Origin of the sequence: Streptomyces chartreusis (assembly GCF_008704715.1) — a bacterium.
Lineage (GTDB): Bacteria > Actinomycetota > Actinomycetes > Streptomycetales > Streptomycetaceae > Streptomyces > Streptomyces chartreusis.
The window spans coordinates 1,808,143-1,829,450 of record NZ_CP023689.1 but is presented as its reverse complement, the minus strand read 5'-3'; the positions used below and the strand labels follow the sequence as shown (position 1 = coordinate 1,829,450).

14 protein-coding genes and 1 tRNA gene are annotated in these 21,308 nt (G+C 69.8%); 8 read left to right on the top strand and 7 right to left on the bottom strand.

The features are described 5' to 3' along the window. Nucleotides 1–2 precede the first annotated feature (2 nt). The 3 genes from eboE to CP983_RS07585 all read left to right on the top strand — a co-directional run bounded on the left by eboE (nt 3) and on the right by CP983_RS07585 (nt 3,739). A complete protein-coding gene (gene eboE / locus CP983_RS07595; protein WP_150499042.1) occupies nt 3–1,172 on the top strand; it encodes a metabolite traffic protein EboE in 1,170 nt (389 codons plus the stop codon). Further along, complete coding sequence (locus CP983_RS07590; RefSeq protein WP_229914658.1) at nt 1,169–2,614, top strand: alkaline phosphatase family protein; 1,446 nt, start codon at nt 1,169–1,171, stop codon at nt 2,612–2,614. The genes eboE and CP983_RS07590 overlap by 4 nt, the downstream gene beginning before the upstream one ends. A gap of 84 nt (nt 2,615–2,698) precedes the next feature. Further along, nucleotides 2,699–3,739: a sugar phosphate isomerase/epimerase family protein gene (locus tag CP983_RS07585; protein WP_150499041.1), complete on the top strand. Its 1,041-nt coding sequence runs from the start codon at nt 2,699–2,701 to the stop codon at nt 3,737–3,739. Between the two features lie 65 nt (nt 3,740–3,804). Here CP983_RS07585 and CP983_RS07580 read toward each other — a convergent pair whose 3' ends face one another. From CP983_RS07580 to CP983_RS07560, 5 genes are all read right to left on the bottom strand, one after another. Further along, nucleotides 3,805–5,193, bottom strand: coding sequence for an OFA family MFS transporter (locus CP983_RS07580; protein WP_150499040.1), 1,389 nt, complete (start codon nt 5,191–5,193; stop codon nt 3,805–3,807). Between the two features lies 1 nt (nt 5,194). Next, entirely contained in the window at nt 5,195–6,583 is a 1,389-nt protein-coding gene (locus CP983_RS07575) for an OFA family MFS transporter (protein ID WP_167537669.1), read from the bottom strand. 121 nt (nt 6,584–6,704) lie between these two features. Next, nucleotides 6,705–8,849 (bottom strand): acetate--CoA ligase family protein, encoded by a 2,145-nt coding sequence (locus CP983_RS07570; protein ID WP_150499039.1) that lies wholly within the window; start codon nt 8,847–8,849, stop codon nt 6,705–6,707. Nucleotides 8,850–8,853: 4 nt separating this feature from the next. Continuing rightward, entirely contained in the window at nt 8,854–10,095 is a 1,242-nt protein-coding gene (frc, locus tag CP983_RS07565; RefSeq protein ID WP_150499038.1) for a formyl-CoA transferase, read from the bottom strand. Nucleotides 10,096–10,105: 10 nt separating this feature from the next. Continuing rightward, nucleotides 10,106–11,788, bottom strand: a complete 1,683-nt coding sequence (locus CP983_RS07560) for a thiamine pyrophosphate-binding protein (RefSeq protein ID WP_030950510.1) — start codon at nt 11,786–11,788, stop codon at nt 10,106–10,108. Nucleotides 11,789–11,933: 145 nt separating this feature from the next. On the opposite strand from CP983_RS07560, the gene sucC reads away from it, so the two are divergent. From sucC to CP983_RS07545, 3 genes are all read left to right on the top strand, one after another. After that, the gene (sucC, locus tag CP983_RS07555) at nt 11,934–13,067 is read left to right on the top strand and encodes an ADP-forming succinate--CoA ligase subunit beta (RefSeq protein ID WP_125526838.1); all 1,134 of its coding nucleotides are present in this window, start codon (nt 11,934–11,936) and stop codon (nt 13,065–13,067) included. A gap of 14 nt (nt 13,068–13,081) precedes the next feature. Further along, a complete protein-coding gene (gene sucD, locus CP983_RS07550) occupies nt 13,082–13,966 on the top strand; it encodes a succinate--CoA ligase subunit alpha (protein ID WP_107908091.1) in 885 nt (294 codons plus the stop codon). Nucleotides 13,967–14,075: 109 nt separating this feature from the next. After that, nucleotides 14,076–15,617, top strand: coding sequence for an aldehyde dehydrogenase family protein (locus CP983_RS07545; RefSeq protein WP_150499037.1), 1,542 nt, complete (start codon nt 14,076–14,078; stop codon nt 15,615–15,617). A 38-nt stretch (nt 15,618–15,655) separates the two neighbouring features. On the opposite strand, the gene CP983_RS07540 is transcribed toward CP983_RS07545, so the two are convergent. Next, entirely contained in the window at nt 15,656–16,987 is a 1,332-nt protein-coding gene (locus CP983_RS07540) for a DUF2254 domain-containing protein (RefSeq protein WP_150499036.1), read from the bottom strand. A 142-nt stretch (nt 16,988–17,129) separates the two neighbouring features. Here CP983_RS07540 and CP983_RS07535 point away from each other — a divergent pair. After that, a tRNA-Leu gene (locus tag CP983_RS07535) sits at nt 17,130–17,214 on the top strand. Between the two features lie 320 nt (nt 17,215–17,534). Continuing rightward, nucleotides 17,535–20,201 carry a SpoIIE family protein phosphatase gene (locus CP983_RS07530; protein WP_229914719.1) on the top strand — a complete coding sequence of 889 codons (2,667 nt, stop codon included), beginning with the start codon at nt 17,535–17,537 and terminating at the stop codon, nt 20,199–20,201. A gap of 38 nt (nt 20,202–20,239) precedes the next feature. On the opposite strand, the gene CP983_RS07525 is transcribed toward CP983_RS07530, so the two are convergent. After that, nucleotides 20,240–21,118 (bottom strand): ABC transporter substrate-binding protein, encoded by an 879-nt coding sequence (locus CP983_RS07525; RefSeq protein ID WP_150499034.1) that lies wholly within the window; start codon nt 21,116–21,118, stop codon nt 20,240–20,242. Nucleotides 21,119–21,308 lie beyond the last annotated feature (190 nt).

Genomic DNA, 21,308 nt, shown 5'->3' with positions numbered 1-21,308 from the left:
CCATGCGCTTCCGCCATCCCGACGGCTCCACCGTCCACCTCGCCTACTGCACCAACGTGCACCCGGCCGAGACCCTCGACGGCGTCCTCGCCCAACTCCGTGACCACTGCGAGCCCGTCCGCCGACGGCTCGGCCGAGACCGTCTCGGCATCGGCCTGTGGCTCGCCAAGGACGCCGCGCACGCCCTCGTCACCGACCCGTCCGCCCTGCGCGGCCTGCGCACCGAACTCGACAGGCGCGGCCTCGAGGTCGTCACCCTCAACGGCTTCCCGTACGAAGGGTTCGGCGCCGAAGAGGTCAAGTACCGCGTCTACAAGCCGGACTGGGCCGACCCCGAACGCCTGGAACACACCACCGCCCTGGCCAGGGTCCTCGCCGGTCTCCTCCCCGACGACGTCACCGAGGGCAGCATCTCCACCCTTCCCCTCGCCTGGCGCACCGCCTACGACGACCACAGGGCAGAGACGGCCCGCGTCGCCCTTCGCACCCTCGCCGAACGCCTCGACGCCCTCGCGGAGTTGACCGGCCGCGACATCCGCGTCGGCCTCGAACCCGAGCCCGGCTGCATCGTCGAGACCACCGGCGACGCCCTCGCCCCGCTCGCCGCGATCGGACACGACCGCATCGGCATCTGTGTCGACACCTGTCACCTCGCCACCTCCTTCGAAGATCCGCTGCCCGCGCTGGACGCACTCACCGAAGCCCGCGTCCCCGTCGTCAAATCCCAGCTGTCGGCCGCACTGCACGCCGAGCACCCGCACCTCCCCGAGGTCCGCGAGGCCCTCGCCGCCTTCGACGAACCCCGCTTCCTGCACCAGACCCGCACCGCCACCGCCGCCGGCCTGCGCGGCACCGACGACCTCGGCCAGGCCCTCGACGGCGAGGCACTCCCCGACGCCTCCCCGTGGCGCGCCCACTTCCATGTCCCGCTCCACGCGGCCCCCGCCGCACCCCTCACCTCCACGCTCGACGTCCTCAAGAGCGCCCTGGTCCGCCTCGTCGGCGGCCCGCACCCGCTCACCCGCCACCTCGAGGTCGAGACCTACACCTGGCAGGCCCTCCCGGCCGAGTTGCGCCCCCGCGCCCGAAGCCAGCTCACCGAGGGCATCGCCGCCGAACTCACCCTCGCCCGTGACCTGTTGACCGACCTCGGCCTCAAGGAGCTGCCATGACCGAGCCACCAGAACCGGCAGCCCCGGCGACCCACCGCGCAACCGGCACGGACGCCACCGCCACCGGCCGGCCCACCCCCCTCCTCGTCCTGGACGTCGTCGGCCTCACCCCCCGTCTCCTCGACCACATGCCCCACCTCAAGACGCTCGCCCAGTCCGGCTCACAGGCGTCCCTCGGCACCGTCCTGCCCGCCGTCACCTGTGCCGCCCAGTCCACGTTCCTCACCGGCACCCACCCGTCGGAGCACGGCATCGTCGGCAACGGCTGGTACTTCCGCGACCTCGGCGACGTACTCCTGTGGCGCCAGCACAACGGTCTGGTCACCGGCGACAAACTCTGGGACGCCGCCCGACGCGCCCACCCCGGCTACACCGTCGCCAACATCTGCTGGTGGTACGCCATGGGCGCCGACACCGACATCACCGTCACCCCCCGTCCCATCTACTACTCCGACGGCCGCAAGGAACCCGACTGCTACACCCGGCCGCCCGCCCTGCACGACGAACTCACCGAGGAACTGGGCACCTTCCCGCTCTTCCACTTCTGGGGCCCCGGCGCGGACCTCGTCTCCAGTCGCTGGATCATCGACGCCACCCGGCACATCATCCGCACCCGCCACCCCGATCTGACGCTCTGCTACCTCCCGCATCTCGACTACGACCTGCAGCGCTTCGGCCCCGACGACCCGCGCTCACTGAAGGCCGCCGCCGACCTCGACGCGGCCATGGCCCCGCTCCTGGGCGACGCGCGGGCAGAGGGACGTACCGTGGTGGCGCTCTCCGAGTACGGCATCACCCGCGCGGACCGACCGGTCGACATCAACCGGGCCCTGCGGCGCGCCGGACTGCTGGAAGTGCACACCCAGGACGGCATGGAGTACCTCGACCCGATGGCGTCACGCGCCTTCGCCGTCGCCGACCACCAGATCGCCCACGTCTACGTACGCCGGCCGGAAGACCTCGACGCGACCAGGGAAGCGCTCGACGGACTGCCCGGCATCGAGCAACTCCTCGACGACGAGGGCAAGAAGGCCCACCATCTCGACCATCCGCGCTCCGGCGAACTCGTCGCCGTGGCGGAGCCGGACGCCTGGTTCACGTACTACTACTGGCTCGACGACGCCCGCGCGCCCGACTTCGCGCGACTGGTCGAGATCCACCGCAAACCCGGCTACGACCCGGTCGAACTCTTCATGGATCCCCTCGACCCCTACGTCAAGGTCAAGGCCGCGACCGCGCTCGCCCGCAAGAAACTCGGCATGCGCTACCGCATGGCGGTCGTGCCCCTGGATCCGTCACCTATTCGCGGCAGCCACGGCCGCCTTCCCGCGAGCGACGACGACGGTCCGCTCCTCATCTGCTCCACCCCCCGCGCTGTCGGCGACCGTGTCGCGGCCACCGACGTGAAGTCACTCCTGCTCCAACTCGCCGGTCTCGGCTGACGGGTCACGGCCCGTCACTTCCGACTGGTCCCCAGTGAAGCACTCACCACTGACAACGGCCTTCGATCACAAGGAGTTCCAGGCATGAGCCGCTTTTCCCAGACGGACCCCGAACTCACCCACCGACTCAGCAGACGAGGCATGCTCGGCGTTGCGGCGGGCGCCACGGCCGCCGCGCTGGTGGGCGCGGCCACCAGCCCCGCCACCGCCGCCCCCGCGGCGGCCTCTCACGGCGGCGGCCGCGGCCGTCCCGTCCTGCCGCCCGGGCGGCTCGGCATCCAGCTCTACAGCCTGCGGGACAAGGTCTCCACCCTCGGCTTCGCGCCCGTATTCGCCGAGCTGGAGAAGTACGGCTACGACGAGGTGGAGTTCGCCGGATACACCCAGGGCTCGGCCGGCCCGATCACCCTCGCCCAGCTCAAGCGGCTGGCCAGGAACCACGGCCTGAACCCGATCGGCAGCCACGTCGGCTACTACTCCGACGACCCGAACGCCTACACCTTCGCCCAGAACCTCACCAAGGTCCTGGACGACGCCCAGGCCCTCGGCCTGAAGCACATAGGCACCGCGTCAGGGCCGTTCCGCTACGGCTCCACCGTCGATGCCTGGAAGCGTGCCGCCGAGGAGTTCAACACCTACGGCGCGGCGGCCAGGGCGCGCGGCATGAAGTTCTACCAGCACAACCACTCCGAGGAGTTCTCCTTCGCCACCGACAACCCCAAGGTCCGGCTCTACGACGTGCTGCTCGCCGAGACCGACCCCGACCTGGTCTTCCTGGAGATGGACATCTACTGGGCCTACTCGGGCCAGTTCCGCTTCTCCAAGCGCCCCGACGGCTCACCCGCCCCCTTCGAGCCGCTGAACTACGTCCTGAAGCAGCCCCACCGCTACCCGCTCTTCCACGTCAAGGACGGCGTGAGCGACCCGTCCGACACCTACGGCTACCGCATGGTGGACGTCGGCGACGGCGACATCGACTACAAGAAGTTCATCTCCGCCGTGACCCGGCTGCGTGGCCGGCACACCGACCACCACTGGCAGGCGGAGCACGACAACCCGGCCGAGTCCTTCACGTTCGCCCGCCGCTCCAGCGAGCACCTGCACTCGCTGCGGGACAAGTGCTGACGGACGTACCACGATGAGGAGGCCCTCCCCGGAGTCGGGGAGGGCCTCCTCATGTGAGCGACTCGTCAGCGCGCGGGACTCGGCACCACCGAGCGCCCCGGTTGGCGCAGCAGCAGCGCGATGGCCGCCGCCACGATCGACACGCCGCCGGCCAGCGCATAGGCGCCGTCGTAGCCCCAGGCCGCGACGACCACGGAGCCCAGACCGCCGCCGAACAGGCCGCTGATCAGCTTGCCGCTGTAGACGAGGCCGTAGTTGGTCGCGTTGAAGTTCTCCCCGAAGTAGTCGGGGGTGAGCGCCGCGAACAACGGGTAGAAGGCGCCGCCGCCGAACCCGGACAGGAACGCGAAGAACAGGAACAGCCACTCGCTCCCGAGGTCTCCGGCCCAGATCACGCCGAACTGGGCGAGACCCAGCACGACGATCACGAACACCAGGGTCGGCTTACGGCCCCACCGGTCCGACAGCCAGCCCACGACACCGCGGCCGATGCCGTTGATGACCGCCATCACGCCCATCGACGACGCCGCGACCAGCGGGCCGAAGCCCACCTCCTTGGCGTAGTCGACCTGGAAGGAAATGCCGAAGATCGACACCCCGGCGGTCAGCACCACGGACAGCCACATCAGTGGCAGCATGCCCGTCCTGATGGCCTCCCGCGGCGTGTACTGCTTCACCGCCGGAGGGTTCTTGGCCAGGCTCGTCGCGCTCTTCTCGCTGCCCGCGTACGACAGGGGATCGATGTCCGCGGGCCACCAGTTCTTCGGCGGGTCCTTGAAGAAGAACGCGCAGCCGAACACGACGATCATGATGTAGCAGCCGATGAGGTCCAGCACCCGGTGGTAGTTCGCGGTGTCGAACCCGTAGTTGAAGATGAAGATGAACGGCAGCGATCCGTACGCGAACCCGCCATTGACGAACCCGGTCCGGGCGCCGCGCCGCTCGGGGAACCATTTGCCGACCATGTTGATGCAGGTCGCGTAGACCAGGCCGGCACCGATGCCGCCGATGACGCCGAAGCCGAGGATCGCCAGCCAGACGTTGCCCATGTGCGACAGGGCGAGGAACCCCAGCAGACACATGCCGGAGCCGATGTACATGGCGGACCGGGCCGTCAGGATGCCCTTCTCGCGCAGCCAGCCCGCCGGGAAGGCGATGCCGGCCTGGAAGAACACCCAGACGCTCAGGATCCAGAAGGTGTTGCTCTGCGTCCAGCCGTGCGCGTGGGACAGGGTGTCCTCCGCGGAGCCGTACGCGTATTCGAAGACGCTGATGGCCATCATGGCGATCCACGGGAGATACACCATGATCTTGCGCGAGTGGCCGAGGATGTCGCGGTCGGTCTCGCCGACGCGATAGACGCGACCTCGTGTGTCGGTCACCTCGCGGTAGGGACGGTGTGCGGCGTCGGATGGTGCGGACGAGCTGTTTGCTGCGTACGGATCTGCCGTCATGTCAGGCCGTGTCCTCGCCGAGAGGTTGGGGGTTGGGTGCGATTTCGCGCGAGTTCTTGTCGCGTCCCGGCGGACTGAGGAACAGGGCCACGCAGCCGGCGAACAGGGAGATGGAGCCGGCCAGGATGAAGGCACCGGAGTGCCCCCAGGCGCTCACGACCACGGCGCCCATGCCCGCGCCGAGACCGGAGACCAGCTTGGCGCTGTAGACCATGCCGTAGTTGGACGCGTTGTTGTTCTCACCGAAGTAGTCGGCGGTGAGGGCCGCGAACATCGGGAAGATGGCGCCGCCGCCGAAGCCGGAGATCGCCGAGAAGATCAGGAAGAACGCCAGGTGCTTGCTCTCGGCCGACCAGAGGATGCCGTACTGGGCGAGGCCCAGGATGACGCAGACGGCGAGCAGGCACCGCTTACGGCCGTACAGGTCGGACAGCCAGCCGATCACGCCGCGGCCGGTGCCGTTGACGACGGCCTTCAGTGACATGGCCGTGGCGACGATGCCGCCCGCGAAGCCGGCCTCCTCGCCGATGTCCACCTGGAAGGCGATGCCGAAGATGTTCACGCCGGACGTGCACGCCAGGCAGAACCACATCAGCGCGACCCGGCCGGTCTTCCAGGCCTCCAGCGGGGTGTACTGGCGCACCGCGGGCGGGTTCATCCGCAGCGAGCGGGCCGCGCGCGGGTCCTTCGGAGGGTTGAGCGGGTCGATGTCCGCGGGCCACCAGTTCTTCGGCGGGTCCCGGAAGAAGAAGCCGGCCGTCCCCACCATCAGGGCGAGGAGGACACCGACCGAGACCAGGACCCAACGGAAGTTGGTGAGGTCCATGTAGCCGGTGAAGAGGAAGACGAAGGGCACCGAACCGTAGGCGAAACCGCCGTTGACGAAGCCGGTCTTGCCGCCCTTGCGCTCCGGATACCACTTGCCGACCATGTTGACGCAGGTGGCGTACACCATGCCCGCGCCCATGCCGCTGAACATACTGAAGCCGATGTAGGCGACCACGACATGTGGTGCGTAGGCCAGCGAGAGATAGCCCAGGAACGTGCCCGCCGCACCCAGCATCATCGCGAAACGGGCCGGCAGCTTCCCGGACTCGCGCAGCTTGCCCGCGGGGAAGGCCACCGCGGCCTGGAAGAACACCCAGACCGTCATCATCCAGAAGATGTGCGCACTGGCCCAGTGGTGCGCGGTGTGGAGCGTGTCCTCGGCGGACGCGAACGCGTACTCGGCGGAGGAGATGCCCATCATGCCGACCCAGGGCAGGATCACCATCCACTTGCGCTTGCGCCCCATGATGTCGACGTCTGTCTCGCCGACGCGGTAGACGCGTCCGTTCTTGTCGGTCACCTCCCGATAGGCGGCGACTCGCGTAACGTCAGTAGTAGTCACGTTAATTGCACCCCTTGCGTCGAAAGTTCTGGCCAGCGCCCCCTGTCCAATGCCTTTCGTGCGCGCGCGGGTCCCGGGGCCGGCCGACGCGCACCGTCGGCCGGCCCCCCGCTGCCTCACCTCATGAACCGCCCCCCAACAGTCCCGCCGCCCGCGCCCAGCGGTACTTCGCGCCGAGCACGGCCACCGGCTTCTCGGTCGTGTACGGGTACGCCACGACCCCTCGCTCGTACAGGTACTGGCAGGCCTCCTCGACCTCCACGTCACCCGCGAGCGACGCGACGACGGGCTTCTCTATGCCGCGCTGCCGGAACTCGGCCACCACGCGCGCGGTGAGCTCCGCGAAGACCATCGGGGGAGTGACGATCGTGTGCCAGTAGCCCAGGACCAGCGAGTGGATGCGCGGGTCCTCCAGGCCGAGCCGGATCGTCGCCTCGTACGTCGACGGCGGCTCGCCGCCGGTGATGTCGACCGGGTTGCCCGCCGCCCCGAAGGGCGGGATGAACTTCCGGAAGGCCTCGTCCAGGTCCGGCGGGATGTCCATCAGGGTCAGGCCGTTGTCGGTGACGGCGTCCGAGAGCAGCACGCCGCTGCCGCCTGCCCCCGTGATGATCACGACGTTGTCGCCCTTGGGAGCCGGCAGGACCGGCAGCCCGCGCGCGTACTCGAGCATGTCGTTCAGCCCGGGCGCCCGGATGACACCGGCCTGCTTCAGGATGTCCTCGTACACGGCGTCGTCGCCGGCGAGGGCTCCGGTGTGCGACCCGGCTGCCTTCGCGCCCGCGGCCGTACGGCCCGCCTTGAGGACGACGACCGGCTTCTTCGGCACGGTCGCCCGCGCGGCCTCGACGAAGGCACGCCCGTCCTTGAGGTCCTCCAGGTGCATCGCGATGCACTCGGTGTGCGGGTCCTCGCCGAACCAGGTCAGCAGGTCGTCCTCGTCCAGGTCCGACTTGTTGCCGAGGCCGACGATCGCCGACACACCCGTCTTCGTGGTCCGCGCGAAGCCCAGGATGGCCATGCCGATGCCGCCGGACTGCGAGGTCAGCGCCACCCCGCCCTTGACGTCGTACGGCGTGCAGAACGTGGCGCACAGGTCCTGCCACGTCGAGTAGTAGCCGTAGATGTTCGGACCGAGCAGCCGGACGCCGTGCCGCTCGGCGATGGCCACGATCTCCTCCTGGAGTTCGTGCTCACCGGTCTCCGCGAACCCGGAGGGGATCAGGACGGCGTTGGGGATCCCCTTGCGTCCCACCTCCTCCAGGGCCGAGGCCACGAACTTGGCGGGGATAGCGAAGACCGCCACATCCACCTCACCGGGAACGTCCGTGACACTCTTGTACGCCTTGCGGCCCAGAATGTCATCGGCCTTGGGGTTCACCGGGTGGATGTCCCCGGCGAAACCGCCGTCGATGAGGTTGCGCATGACCGAATTGCCGATCTTGCCCTGCTCGTTGGACGCGCCGATGACCGCTACCGACGACGGCTGCATCAGCCGGCGCATCGAGGTGAGGATCTCCTCGCGCGAGTAGCGCCGGCGCGGCTTCGCGGGCGCCTCGGAGAGGATCACGCGGATGTCGGCGGCGGTCGCCCCCTCCGCGGTGGCGATCACCGGGTTGAGGTCCACCTCGGCGATCTCCGGGAAGTCCGCGACCAGCTGGGACACCCGTCGGATCTGCTCGGCGACCGCCCACCGGTCCACGCCCGCCTGGCCGCGCACGCCGTGCAGGATCTCCGCCGACCGGATCGAGTCCAGCATCGACAGCGCCTCGTCGGCGCTCACGGGCGCGAGCCGGAAGGTGACGTCCTTGAGGACCTCGACGAGCACTCCGCCGAGCCCGAAGGCGACCACCTTGCCGAACGTCGGGTCGGTGACCGCGCCGACGATGACCTCCTGCCCCTGCGGCAGCAGTTCCTGCACCTGGACGCCCTCGATGCGGGCGTCCGCGTCGTACGCACGGGCGTTGTCGACGATCTTGTGGAACGCCGCCCGTACGTCCGTCGCACCCTCGACACCGACGATCACGCCGCCCGCGTCGGTCTTGTGGAGGATGTCCGGCGAGACGATCTTCATCACCACGGGCCCGCCGAAGCGCGCCGCGTAGGCCACCGCCTCGTCGACGTCCGTCGCGAGCTCCTCGCCCGGTACGGCGATCCCGTACGCGTCGGCGATCACCTTGCCCTCGGGCGCGGTCAGCGCGGTACGTCCCTCGGCCCGCACGGAGTCGAGGAGCGCCCGCACCCTGAGCTCGCGGTCTTCGGCCATCACGTCAGATCACTCCGTTCGACTTGAGCAGGCGCAGCTCCTCGTCACCGAGGCCGAGCTCGCCGATGTAGACCTGTTCGTTGTGCTCGCCGAGCAGTGGCGAACTGCTCACCTCGACCGGGGAGTCGGAGAGCTTGAGGGGGCTGCCGACGGTCACGAAATCGCCCCGCTCGGGGTGCGGCACGGTGACGACCATCTCGTTGTCGACCAGGGAGGAGTCCTCGATGATCTCCTTGGTCGAAAGGATCGGCCCGCACGGGATGTTGTGCGCGTTGAGCCGCTCCAGCACCTCCCACTTGGGCAGGGTCGAGGACCACTCCTCGATCAGCTGGAACATCTTGTTGAGCTTGGGCAGCCGGGCCTCAGGCGTCGCCCACTCGGGGTCGTCGGCGAGTTCGGGCCGGCCGATGAGCTCGCTCATCGGCTTCCAGCCGACGGGCTGCACGATGACGTAGACGTAGTCGTTCGGGCCGCCGGGCGCGCACTTGACCGCCCAGCCCGGCTGACCGCCGCCGGACGCGTTGCCCGAGCGGGGAACCTCGGTGCCGAAGTCCTCGTTGGGATATTCAGCGAGCGGCCCGTGTGCCAGGCGTTGCTGATCCCTCAGCTTCACCCGGCACAGGTTGAGTACGGCGTGCTGCATGGCCACGTTGACCCGCTGCCCACGCCCGGTGTTCTCGCGCTGGAACAGCGCCGCGAGAATCCCCGCGACGGCGTGCACACCCGTCCCCGAGTCCCCGATCTGGGCTCCGGTCGCCAGCGGCGGCCCGTCCTCGAAACCGGTGGTCGACATCGACCCGCCCATGGCCTGCGCGACGACCTCGTACGCCTTGAAGTTGGTGTACGGGCCTTCGCCGAACCCCTTGATGGAGGCGTAGACGATACGTGGATTGATCTCCTGGATGCGGTCCCAGGTGAAGCCCATCCGGTCCACCGCGCCCGGTCCGAAGTTCTCGACCATGACGTCGGAGCGCCGGATCAGCTCGGTGAGGATCTCCTTGCCGCGCTCGGTCTTGGTGTTGAGGGTGATGCTCCGCTTGTTGCAGTTGAGCATCGTGAAGTAGAGGGAGTCGACGTCCGGGAGGTCGCGCAGCTGCTTGCGCGTGATGTCACCGGTCGGCGCCTCCAGCTTGACGACGTCCGCGCCGAGCCAGGCGAGCAACTGGGTCGCGGAGGGCCCGGACTGGACGTGGGTCATGTCCAGGACGCGGATGCCTTCGAGAGCCTTGGTCGACGTGCCAGTCATGAAGGCCTCCTCACTTGTACATGGTCTGGTTCATGGTTCCGGGGGCGTACGCGTCCGGGTCGACCCAGACGTTGATCAGCGACGGCTTGCCGGACTCGCGGGCGCGCTGCAGCGCGGGGCCGATGTCGGCGGGGTCACGGACCTCCTCGCCGTAACCGCCCAGCATCTGCGCGAACTTGTCGTAGTGGACGTCACCGAGGGTGTTGCCGACCCGCTCGCGCTCCAGGCCGTACTTCTGGGCCTGGCCGTAACGGATCTGGTTCATCGAGGAGTTGTTGCCGACGATGCCGACGAAGGGGAGGTTGTAGCGGACGAGCGTCTCGAAGTCCCAGCCGGTGAGGGAGAACGCCCCGTCGCCGAAGAGTGCGACGACCTCCTTGTCGGGCCGCGCCTGCTTGGCCGCGAGCACGAACGGCACCCCGACGCCGAGCGTGCCCAGCGGGCCCGGGTCCATCCAGTGGCCCGGCGACTTGGGCTGCACGACCTGACCGGAGAAGGTGACGATGTCGCCGCCGTCGCCGATGTAGATCGAGTCCTCGGTGAGGAAGTCGTTGATCTCGCTGACCAGCCGGTACGGGTGGATCGGCGAGGCGTCCGACTTCAGGCTGGGCAGCCGCTTCTCCAGAGCGGTCTGCTCGGCCGCGCGCAGCTCGTCGAGCCACTCCTTGCGCTTGGACGCGCCGCCGTTGACGCGCCCGGAGGCGGCCTCGGTGACCGACTTCAGCACCAGTCCGGCGTCGCCGACGACACCGAGGTCGATGTCGCGGTTCTTGCCGACGGTGCGGTAGTCGAGGTCGATCTGCACGACGGTCGCGTCCGGGGACAGCCGCTTGCCGTAGCCCATGCGGAAGTCGAAGGGCGTGCCGACGATGACGATGACATCGGCGTTGGAGAACGCGTACCGCCGTGACAGCTGGAAGTGGTGCGGGTCGCCGGGCGGCAGCGTGCCGCGGCCGGCGCCGTTCATGTAGGCCGGAATGTTGAGGGTGCGTACGAGCTCGATGGCCGCCTCGGTGCCACGTGTCGTCCATACCTGGCTGCCGAGCAGAATGGCCGGCTTCTCGGCGTGGACCAGCAGGTCGGCGAGCTTCTCGATCGCCTCGGGGTCGCCGGCCGAACGGGTGGAGGCACGGTAGGCCCCCTCCTTCGGCACACGCGCCTTGCTCACCGGCACCTTCGCGTCGAGCACGTCGCGCGGGATCTCCAGGAAGGAGGGCCCGGGCGCACCGTGGTAGCACTCGCGGAACGCCATCGACACCATGTCCGCCGCGCGTGCCGTGTCCGGCACGGCCGCCGCGAACTTGGTGATCGGCGTCATCATGTCGACGTGCGGGAGGTCCTGGAGGGACCCCATCTTGTGCTGGGTGAGCGCGCCCTGGCCGCCGATGAGCAGCATCGGTGACTCGGCGCGGAAGGCGTTGGCGACTCCGGTGACGGCGTCGGTGGTGCCCGGACCCGCGGTGACCACCGCGCATCCCGGCTTGCCGGTGAGACGGGCGTAGCCGTCGGCGGCGTGGGCGGCGACCTGCTCGTGACGGACGTCGACGACCTCGATGCCCTCGTCTACGCAGCCGTCGTAGATGTCGATGATGTGGCCGCCGCACAAGGTGTAGATGCGGTCGACCCCCTCGGCCTTCAGAGCCTTGGCAACGAGATGACCACCGGAAATGACGTCCTGGGTGTCGTCGGGCATGGCGAAGTCCTGTCCCTTCGTAGGGGGGTGGAACGGCTCTCGCGGTACATTGCATACAGTCGACGAATACTGTATGAACCTTGTTATCCCGCATCCAGTGGGTGGTGTCCAGGGGGCGTGCGGCACTTTTGAGTCAGGAGCCGGAATGGACCTGTACGAACACCAGGCAAGGGAACTTTTCGAAGAACACGGCATCTTGGTGCCACGGGCGGAGGTCACGGACTCACCCAAGGAAGCCCGCGAGATGGCCCGCAGGCTCGGCGGCCGAGTGGTGGTCAAGGCGCAGGTGAAGACCGGTGGCCGGGGCAAGGCCGGCGGTGTGAAGGTCGCCGCGGACCCGGCGTCGGCCGAGATCACGGCCCGCCAGATCCTCGGCATGGACATCAAGGGCCACACGGTCGGCAAGGTGATGCTGGCCCAGCCCGTGGACATCGAGACCGAGTTCTACGTGTCCTACGTACTCGACCGCGCGGCGGGCGGCTTCCTCGCCATCGCCTCCGCCGAGGGCGGCATGGAGATCGAGGAGGTCGCCGCCACCCGGCCCGAGGCCGTGGCCCGTATCCCCATCGACCCGGCCGAGGGCGTCACCTCGGCGAAGGCCGGCGAGATCGCCGAGGCGGCCGGCCTGCCACCACAGACCGTCGACGTGCTCGTCAGACTCTGGGAGGTGCTGGTCCGCGAGGACGCGGTCCTGGTCGAGGTCAACCCGCTCGTGCGCACCGAACAGGGCCAGATCCTCGCCCTCGACGGCAAGGTCACCCTCGACGACAACGCCCGCTTCCGGCAGGCCCGGTGGGGCGCCGAGGGTGTCGAGCACGACGACGCGCTGGAGGCGGCCGCCGCGGCCAAGGGCCTCAACTACGTCAAGCTCGACGGCGAGGTCGGCATCATCGGCAACGGCGCGGGCCTCGTCATGTCGACGCTCGACGTCGTCGCGGGCTGCGGCGCCCGACCCGCCAACTTCCTCGACATCGGCGGCGGCGCCTCGGCCCAGATCATGGCCGACGGACTCTCCGTCATCCTCTCCGACCCGGACGTGAAGTCCGTCTTCGTCAACGTGTTCGGCGGCATCACCGCCTGCGACGCGGTCGCCGACGGCATCGTGCAGGCCCTGGACAGCGTCCAGTTGACCAAGCCGCTCGTCGTACGCCTCGACGGCAACAACGCCGCCCGTGGCCGCGCCATCCTCGACGGCCGCGCCCACCCCCTGGTCCAGCAGGCCACCACCATGGACGGCGCCGCGCTGCGGGCCGCCCAACTCGCCTCCGCCACAGCCTGAGGAGACACGACGACATGGCGATCTACCTCACCAAGGAGAGCAAGGTCCTCGTCCAGGGCATGACCGGCGGCGAGGGCATGAAGCACACCCGGCGCATGCTCGCCGCCGGCACGAACGTCGTCGGCGGCGTCAACCCGCGCAAGGCCGGCCGCACCGTCGACTTCGACGACCGTGCCGTCCCCGTCTTCGGCTCGGTCGCCGACGGCATGCGGGCGACCGGCGCCGACGTCACCGTCGTCTTCGTGCCGCCCGCCTTCGCCAAGGCGGCCGTCGTGGAGGCGGCCGACGCCGGCATCGCACTCGCCGTCGTGATCACCGAAGGCATCCCCGTCCACGACTCCGTCGCCTTCACCTCCTACGCGAAGGAACGCGGCACCCGCGTCATCGGCCCCAACTGCCCCGGCCTGATCACCCCCGGCCAGTCCAACGCGGGCATCATCCCGGCCGACATCACCAAGCCCGGCCGCATCGGCCTGGTCTCCAAGTCCGGCACGCTCACCTACCAACTGATGTACGAGCTACGCGACATCGGCTTCTCCACCTGCGTCGGCATCGGCGGCGACCCCGTAGTCGGTACGACCCACATCGACTGCCTGGCCGCCTTCCAGGACGACCCCGACACCGAACTCATCGTCCTGATCGGCGAGATCGGCGGCGACGCCGAGGAGCGCGCGGCCGCGTACATCCGCGACCACGTCACCAAACCGGTCGTCGGCTACATCGCCGGCTTCACCGCACCCGAGGGCAAGACGATGGGCCACGCGGGCGCGATCGTGTCCGGCTCGTCCGGCACGGCGGCGGCGAAGCAGGAAGCGCTGGAGTCGGTCGGCGTGGGAGTCGGCAGCACGCCCACCGAGACCGCCCGCCTGGTGCTGGACCGCCTGGCCGTCGAGGCGTGACGTCACTCATAGTCGGCGTGAGGTCACTTTCAGGAGTCGCCGCACGCCGCTAACTTCCGCCGTAGCCATCAACGACCGCCCCCGACTGTGCACCGAGAGCGGAGCCCCCATGGCAACCACCCTGACCCTCAAATCAGGCACCGCCTGGGCAGATGCCTGGCAGCGCTGCCTGACCGTCGCCCCGGAGGCCTTCCGGGACGACCGCGTCCTCAACCTTTGGAACTCCACCTGGCAGGCCGACGGCCGTGCCCTTCCCGCCACCAGCCCCGTCGACGGCAGCCCGATCGCCGGCCCGCCACGCCTGGACGCAGACACCGCCCACCAGGCCGTACGCGCCTCGCTCGACCAGCACCGCGCGTGGCGGCACATCCCGCTGGAGGAACGCCGGGCACGCGTCGCTGCGACCCTCGACGCCCTGACCCAGCACCGTGAACTGCTCGCTCTGCTGCTCGTCTGGGAGATCGGCAAGCCCTGGCGGCTCGCGCAGGCGGACGTCGACCGGGCCATCGACGGCGTGCGCTGGTACGTCGACGGCATCGAGCCGATGGTCGCCGGCCGCGCCCCGCTGAACGGGCCGGTTTCCAACATCGCGAGCTGGAACTACCCGATGAGCGTGCTCGTTCACGCAATGCTGGTACAGGCACTGGCAGGCAACGCGGTCATCGCCAAGACCCCGACCGACGGCGGTGTCGCCTGTCTGACCCTGGCGTGTGCGCTCGCCGCCCGCGAGGGGCTTCCCGTCACCCTCGTCAGCGGCAGCGGAGGCGAGCTGTCCCAGGCGCTGGTGCGGGCGCCCGAGATCGGCTGCGTCTCCTTCGTCGGCGGCCGCGACACCGGCGCCGCGGTGGCCACGGCCGTGGCCGACCTCGGCAAACGACATGTACTCGAACAGGAGGGACTCAACACCTGGGGCATCTGGAACCACACCGACTGGGACTCGCTCACCGCGGTCATCCCCAAGCTCTTCGACTACGGCAAACAGCGCTGCACGGCGTATCCGCGCTTCGTCGTCCAACGTGAGCTGTTCGACGAGTTCCTGGCGGCCTACCTGCCGGCGGTGCGCACGCTCAAGGTCGGGCACCCCCTGGCGGTCGAGCAGCGCGACGACCCGTATCCGCAACTGGACTTCGGGCCGGTGATCAACGCCGCCAAGGCCAAGGAGCTGCACGACCAGGTCGCCGAGGCGATCGACCGCGGCGCCGTCCCGCTGCACCGGGGCGAGGTGTCCGACGCCGGCTTCCTGCCCGGCCAGGACACCTCTGCGTACGTCCAGCCCGTCACCCTGCTGAACCCGCCGCCGTCCTCGCCGCTCCATCACGCGGAGCCGTTCGGCCCGGTCGACACGATCGTCCTGGTCGACACGGAGGCGGAGCTGCTGGCGGCGATGAACGCCTCCAACGGCGCGCTGGTCGCCACGCTGTCCACGGACGACCCCGCGACGTACGAGCGACTCGCGCCGCAGATCCGTGCGTTCAAGGTCGGCCACGGAAAGCCGCGCTCCCGCGGTGACCGTGACGAGTTGTTCGGCGGGTTCGGCGCGTCCTGGCGCGGCGCGTTCGTCGGCGGCGAGCTGCTGGTGCGCGCGGTGACACAGGGGCCGGCGGGGGAGAGGCTGCCGGGGAACTTCCCGGAATACCAGCTCCTTCCCTGAGCGGAGAGTGCCGGGGCATCGGCCGGCCGGCGAACCGGTCAGCCGATGCCCTGCCGGTCGGGGTGCAGCGCGAACGCGCGGTCCGTCGGGTTAGGGGCGGACTCGTCGACGGCCTGCTGGAGCAGTTCGCGGTGCCGCAGCAACGGCTCCCGCCGGTCCGGACCGGCGAGCAGCAGCAGGTCGTCCAGGCCGGCCAGCATGCGGCGCGACACCTGCGGGCTCCCGAGGCCACAGCGGCGCACCTCGGTGAACCCGAGATCCACCAGCTCGGTCCACCCCGGCACCGGCTGCACCAGCCGCACGGCTCCGCCCCGGTCCCGGTGCAGTGCGACGTCCAGCGGATGCCGGGTCAGCGCCGCCAGGATCTGCACGACGCGGTCAAGGGCCTGCACAGCCGTCGTCGGGTCGTTGATCGCGGCCGACAGGGCACGCAGGGCGATGTCGCACAACTGCCGCAGCCCGAAGCCGAGATCCTGGTGGTAGGTCCGCTCCACCCCGACGGAGGTGGTGTAGCGCAGCGCGCCGGGCGGCGGGGCGGCTCCCCCGTGGACCGCCAGCAGGGGAGTGCCGGGCACCACGAAGTCCCCGATCCGCGGGATGAGCCGCAGCACGACTCCGTGCCTGCGGGCCACCCGCACCAGCCGTGCGATGTGCACGTCCCGCAGCACCCCCGCCCGGCCCTCGTGCGGCACCCACGCCGTCGCGGAGCCCAGTTCGGGGATCTCCGCGCCACTCGCCGGCGGGGGCATCGAGGAGATCGCCCGGAAGGACTCGGTGGCGATCCGCGCGATCACATGGCTGATCCGCATGAGCCGCAGGGTGGAGTTCACGTACAGCACGAACAGCAGGAGGCTCAGCGCGACCATGCCGAGCGTGAGGACCGACTGCACCAGGGGCAGCGTCGTCACGTCCCGGGGGTCCTCGACCGTGTCGAAGGCGGTCAGCACCAGCAGCGTCAGCACGAACGTGGCCAGGAAGACGGCGAAGGTCGCCTTGGTGATCCGGCTGCGGACGAAGAGCCGCACCACCCGCGGGGTGAACTGCCCGCTCGCCATCTGCACGGCCACCAGCGAGATGCTGAAGACCACGCCGATGAAGGTCATCATCGCCGACCCGACAGCGCTCACCACGGCCTTCGCGTCCTGCGCGAACCGCAGCAGATCGGCGAGCGTCTCGTAGTCGCCGTCGTCCCGCAGCGCGTCCACGATGGCCGTGTCGAGCGCCTGTGCCGCGAGCCAGACCACGAAGACCGCCACCATCGCGGCGGTCGGGGCGAACCAGAACGTGTCCCGCAGATGCTCCCTGAGAGGCGACAGCGCCCGCGGGCGGCGGCGCGCGGGAGGGCTCTGCGTAACCAGCCAGTCACTCATGGTGTGACCCTAGGCGCATCGGGGCAGGAGGTCCCGGACCCCCGCCCAGCCGAAGGAAACGCAGGTGAAAGGCACTCCGAAAGCTTGGTATTGTTGTCCACGTCGCCGAGGGGAACACCCCCGGCAAGGCGGCGGACACCTGGTCCGGGTGGCGGAATGGCAGACGCGCTAGCTTGAGGTGCTAGTGCCCTTTATCGGGCGTGGGGGTTCAAGTCCCCCCTCGGACACTCTCTATCGACTCCAGTACCCCCGCATGGTTCTCATGCGGGGGCTTCTGCTTTTCCGGGGCGTCGCCGCCCACTTCGGCCCGTCCTGAGCCGCGCCCGTCTGCTCGGTCACTGATACTGAGGAAGTGGGCAAACTTGGGCGATACGCCCCAGCGAGCCGCCGGGGCGACCACGTGCCACCGAAGGACGGGCCACAAGAAGCCGGTCGGACGGCCGGGCCACCGGAAGGCGGTCGGACGAACGGGCGACCGGAAGGCGGTCCGACGGCCGGACCACCCGAATCCGGCCCGACGGCCCGTCGCCCTTCGGTCGGCCGACGTCTGCTGTCGCTGCGGAAGCCGCGCACAGTCGCCGGTCAGGTCTTCCTGCTGCAATTCGTCGTCGTCCTGCTGCTCATCGCCACGGCCGTGACGGCGCTCGTGATCCAGGACCGCAACCGCGCGATCCAGGAAGCCAAGGACCGGTCACTGGTGGCGGCCGAGTCGTTCGCGAACGCCCGGGGCACCGCGGAGGCGATGGAGAGCGACGACCCGACGGCGGAACTCCAGCCGCACGCCGAGGCGGTGCGCAAGAAGACCGGCGTCGACTACGTCGTGGCGCTGAGCCCCTACGGCTTCCGGTGGACCCACCCGGACACCGACCAGATCGGGAAACACGTCTCCACCTCCTACGGTCAGGCGCTCGAGGGCGAGCCCCACCAGACCACGTTCGACAGCAGTCTGGGGAAGGCGGTCGACTCGACGGTGGCCGTCTTCAACGACAAGGGGACCGCGGTCGGCCTCGTCACCGTGGGGGTCACGGTGGACAAGGTCACCAGCGTGGTGCAGCAGCAACTGCCGGTGATCCTCGCCGCCGGCGGTGTCGCGCTGCTGCTGGCCGCAGGCGGGTCGGCACTGGTCAGCGGGCGTCTGCGGCGCCAGACCCGGGGCCTGGGGCCGGTGGAGATGACCCGCATGTACGAGCACCACGACGCGGTGCTGCACGCGGTCCGTGAAGGCGTGATCATCCTGGACGGCGACGGAAGGCTGCTGCTGGTCAACGACGAGGCGCGCCGGCTGCTCGCACTGCCGCCGGAGGTCGAGGGCAGGCCGGTCACCGGACTCGGTCTGAGCCCCGCCCTGGCCGGACTGCTGGGATCGGGCCGGGCGGCCACCGACAAGGTCTTCCTGGCCGGGGACACCCTGCTCGCGGTCAACGTGCGACCGGTCGGCCCGAAGGCGGGCTCCGTGGCCACCCTGCGCGACACCACCGAACTGCGCGCCCTCGCCGGCCGGGCGGATGTGGCGGGCGGGCGCCTGCAGCTGCTCTACGAGGCCAGTACGCGGATCGGTACCACCCTCGACATGAAGCGCACCGCCGAGGAGCTGACCGAGGTGACGGTCCCGCGCTTCGCCGACTTCGCCACCGTCGAGCTGGCGGAGCCCGTGCTGCAAGGCGGTGAACCGACGGGGGCCAGTACGGCGATGCGGCACATCGCAGCCGCGGGCATCCGGGCGGACGCGCCCCTGGACCCCGTCGGGACGCTGGTGAGCTACGCGCCCGGCAACCCCGTGGCCACCGGTATCGCCACCGGCCGGCCGGTCCTGGTGGCGCACCTCGCCTCGGCCGACGACTGGCGGGCCCAGGACCCGGAGCGGGCCCGGCAGGTCATCGCGTACGGCATCCACTCGATGATCTCGGTGCCGCTCCAGGCCCGGGGCCAATTGCTCGGGGTCGTGGAGTTCTGGCGTTCGGACCAGGAACCCTTCGAGCCGGACGACGTGTCCCCCGCCGAGGAACTCGCCACCCGGGCGGCCGTGTGCATCGACAACGCGCGCCGCTACACCCGCGAGCACACCACGGCCGTCACCCTCCAGCGCAGCCTGCTCCCCGGCGTGCTCCCCGAACTGTCCGCCCTGGAGGTCGGCCACCGGTACCTGCCCGCCCAGGCCGGGGTGGGCGGCGACTGGTACGACGTCATCCCGCTGCCCGGGGCCCGGGTGGCCCTGGTGGTCGGCGACGTGGTCGGACACGGTCTGCACGCCGCGGCGACGATGGGCCGCCTGCGGACCGCGGTGCACAACTTCGCCGCCCTGGACCTGCCTCCGGACGAGCTTCTCGCGCACCTCGACGACCTGGTCAGCAGGATCGACCAGGACGCCGAGGCCGAGGGCAAGACCGAGTCCGTCACCGGCGCCACCTGCCTGTATGCGGTCTACGATCCGGTCTCCGGGCAGTGTGTTCTCGCCCGGGCCGGTCACCCCGGTCCCGCGCTGGTCGCGCCCGACGGCTCCGTGACCTTCCCCGACATCCCGGTCGCCCCGCCGCTCGGCGTGGGAGGAGGTCTGCCGGGTGAGAAGGCCGTGCTCCGGCTGGCCGCCGACAGCCGGCTGGTGCTCTACACCGACGGCCTGGTCGAGGCCCGTGGCCGGGACATCGACGTCGGGCTCGGCATGCTGAGGGAAGCACTGGCCCGTACGCACGGTGCCACCCTGGACGACACCTGTCAGACGGTGCTCGACGCGATGCTGCGCACCAGGCCGAGTGACGATGTCGCCCTGCTCGTCGCACGCACCCGGCTGCTCGACCCCGATCAGGTCGCGGAGTGGGAGGTGCCGGAGGACCCAGCGGCCGTCTCCCGGATCCGCGCCGAGGCCACCCGCAGGCTTGAGTCGTGGGGGCTCGGGGAGACGGCCTTCACGACCGAGCTGATCCTCAGCGAACTGGTCACGAACGCCATCCGGTACGGGAAGAGCCCCATCAGCCTGCGGCTGCTGCGCGACCACGACAGCCTGTTCTGCGAGGTCGCCGACGGCACCAGCACCTCCCCGCATCTGCGCCGGGCAACCCTGACCGACGAGGGCGGCCGTGGTCTGTTCCTCGTCGCGCAGCTGTCCCGCCGGTGGGGCACCCGTTACACCGACCGCGGCAAGATCATCTGGGCTGAGCAGGCGATCGACGGCGGCGCCACCGGGGACGTGAGCGATCTCCTGATGGCGAGCCTGTGAAGCGGCACGGAGACCGGGGTGTGCGGCATTCTGAGCGTTCAGGAGCCGTCGTCGACCGTGATGTACGGGATCTTGGCCGGGTCCTGGCCGAAAGCGGCCCCGAGATAGACGGCCGACAGTTTCGCGAGCGTCCCGTCGTCGATCAACTGCTTGATGACCCGGTCCAGTTCGTCCCTGTTGGGCGACCCCGCCGGGTACAGGGCGCCGTAACCCTGGTCGGTCCTGTACTGGCCCACCAGGCTCACCTTGCTTCCCGGCTTCTGGGGATACGCCAGCAGGATGGTCGTGTCGTGGATGACCGCGTCGATCCGGCCCTCCTCCAGCGCCGTGATCATCTCCGGGTCGTTGGCGTAGGCGGTGACGGGCTTGGTCGGCTTGATGCGGTCCTTGACGAACTCCTCGCCCGTCGTGCCCTCGGCCACGCCGATCCGGACGTCACGGACGTTGTCCTGGTTGATCTTCTCGCCGTCCCTGATCAGCAGTCCCAGGGTCGAGGAGAGGTAGGGCGGGGAGAACTCGGCGACCTTGCTCCGTTCCGGGGTGATCGTGATCTGCGCCAGGGCCAGGTCGAAGTCCTTCGTCCGGCCGGACACGACCTCCGGGAAGGGGGCGTTCTTCACGTTGAGCCGGTCGAGTCCGGACCGGTACGCGATGTTGGCGGCCATGCAGTACTCGTAGCCGCTCTTGACGGACTCGGGCGTGTCGCCGTTCCACCAGCCGGGTGCGGGCAGGGTCGTCTTGACCGTGAGTGCGCCCGCCGTCTCGGGCGACAGGTGAAACTCCCCGTGATGTCCCGAGACCTGGCAGTCGCCGTAGCGGGCTTTCGACGCCTCCGACCCGCCCTGGTCGCATGCCGATGTCGCGACGATGAGCGCCCCGCTGACAGCCAGAGAGACGATCGCTGCCGCGGCGCGCATCTTTGCACCTCCGGTAGGGGCATACTCCTCGATTCACCATAAATCACCCATGGCCATACGGTCGCAATGGCCACGTGGGAGGACTCCCGGGCGCGGGTCGGGTCGCCCACGGGACAAGGCACCCCGACGCTCCGCCGTGCCAGGGGCCAAAGGCGCCGTCGGAAAATCCGTGGCCCCGCCGCCCCGCCTC